The sequence below is a fragment of the uncultured Subdoligranulum sp. genome (genome assembly GCF_937890665.1).
In genome coordinates, this window is the sequence record NZ_CALADU010000272.1 from 1 (window position 1) to 2,096 (window position 2,096).

Below are 2,096 nucleotides of genomic sequence, written 5' to 3' on the forward strand. Positions count from 1 at the left end.
GGCAACGGAAGCTTGGGAGCAATGGTCTTCGGCGACCCCATACACGAACGGTTCCAGCTCAATGAAGAGACTGTTTGGGGCGGTTCACCTCACAACAACACCAATCCCAAGGCAAAAGAAGCGTTGCCCCGCATACGCCAACTGATATTCGAAGGGAAAAATAAAGAAGCGCAAGAGTTATGCGGCCCTGCCATCTGCTCACAATCTGCCAATGGAATGCCGTATCAAACGGTCGGCACACTGCATCTCGATTTTGAAGGAATCAGTAAATACGATGACTATTACCGGGATCTGGATATTGAAAAGGCAATAGCCACCACCCGTTTCACAGCCAATGGCATTACTTACGTACGGGAAACATTCACCTCATTTCCCGACCGGTTATTAGTTATCAGACTAACAGCCTCGAAAAAAAGAAGCATTTCTTTCACTGCGCATTACACCACTCCTTATACCGAAAACACAGAGCGCTGCATCTCTTCCCGCAACGAATTGCAGCTCAACGGAAAGGCCAACGACCACGAAGGCATTGAGGGGAAGGTTCGATTCACCGCACTTACCCGGATTGAGAATAACGGCGGTACGCTAAAAGCAACCTCCGACAGTACTTTGCAAGTCAAGAATGCCAATAGCGTTGTTCTGTACGTCTCCATCGGCACAAACTTCATAAACTACAAAGACGTATCGGGAGATGCACTTAAAACCGCACGGCAATACATGAAGCAGGCCGGCAAGAACTACGCAAAAAGAAAAGAAGCCCACATTGCCGCCTATCAAAAATACTTTAACCGCGTTTCCCTCGACTTGGGCAGCAATTCCCAAATCAAGAAACCGACAGACCGGCGTGTAAAAGAATTCAGTTCTACTGCCGATCCGCAAATGGCTGCCCTATACTTCCAATTCGGACGTTATCTCTTAATATGTTCTTCACAGCCGGGTGGACAAGCCGCCAACCTGCAAGGCATCTGGAACTATCAGTTACGCGCTCCCTGGGACGGGAAGTACACCACCGACATTAACGTAGAAATGAATTATTGGCCGGCAGAAACCACTACCTTGCCCGAAATGCACGAGCCGTTTCTGCAATTGGTAAAAGAAGTAGCCATACAAGGTCGCGAGAGTGCCGCCATGTACGGCTGCCGTGGCTGGACGTTGCATCACAACACCGATATATGGCGCAGTACAGGCGCCGTAGACGGTCCTAAATATGGTGTTTGGCCCACTTGTAACGCCTGGTTCTGCCAGCACTTATGGGATCGGTATCTGTTCTCCGGCGATAAGAACTATTTGGCAGAGGTTTATCCGATTATGCGCGGCGCCTGCGAATTTTATCTGGACTTCTTAGTACGCGAACCCCAAAACAACTGGCTGGTAGTAGCTCCTTCCTATTCACCGGAAAACAGTCCGTCTGTTAACGGTAAACGCGATTTTGTAATTGTTGCCGGTGCTACGATGGATAATCAAATGGTTTACGACCTCTTCCACAATACCATTCAAGCCGCCACCTTAATGAATGAGCATGAATCCTTCACAGACAGCCTGCAAACCGTGGCCAAGCATTTGGCACCCATGCAGGTAGGACGCTGGGGACAGTTGCAAGAATGGATGGAAGACTGGGACAATCCTCAGGATCACCACCGTCATGTTTCCCACCTATGGGGACTATATCCCGGCCGTCAAATCAGCGCCTATAATTCTCCCGTTCTTTTTGAAGCGGCCAAGAAATCGCTGATTGCCCGTGGAGACCACTCCACCGGTTGGTCTATGGGATGGAAAGTCTGCCTATGGGCACGGCTGCTCGACGGTAATCACGCCTACAAACTGATTACCGAACAACTCCACCCCACCACCGATGAACGCGGACAAAACGGGGGAACCTATCCTAATCTGTTCGATGCCCATCCGCCTTTCCAGATAGACGGCAATTTCGGCTGCACGGCCGGCATAGCCGAAATGCTTGTACAAAGCCATGACGGTGCCATTCATCTCCTGCCTGCATTGCCCGATGTGTGGGAACATGGCACAATAAAAGGAATTCGCTGTCGCGGCGGTTTTCTGCTGGAAGAGATGAAATGGGAAAAAGGAAAAGTGCAAAC

Annotated in this window: 1 protein-coding gene; it reads left to right on the plus strand. The window is 50.0% G+C overall.

What is annotated here, in order from left to right; genetic code table 11:
- Positions 1-21: 21 nt before the first annotated feature.
- On the plus strand, positions 22-2,096 hold a 2,075-nt coding region (locus Q0526_RS15125), incomplete at its 3' end, for a glycoside hydrolase family 95 protein (RefSeq protein WP_298735352.1).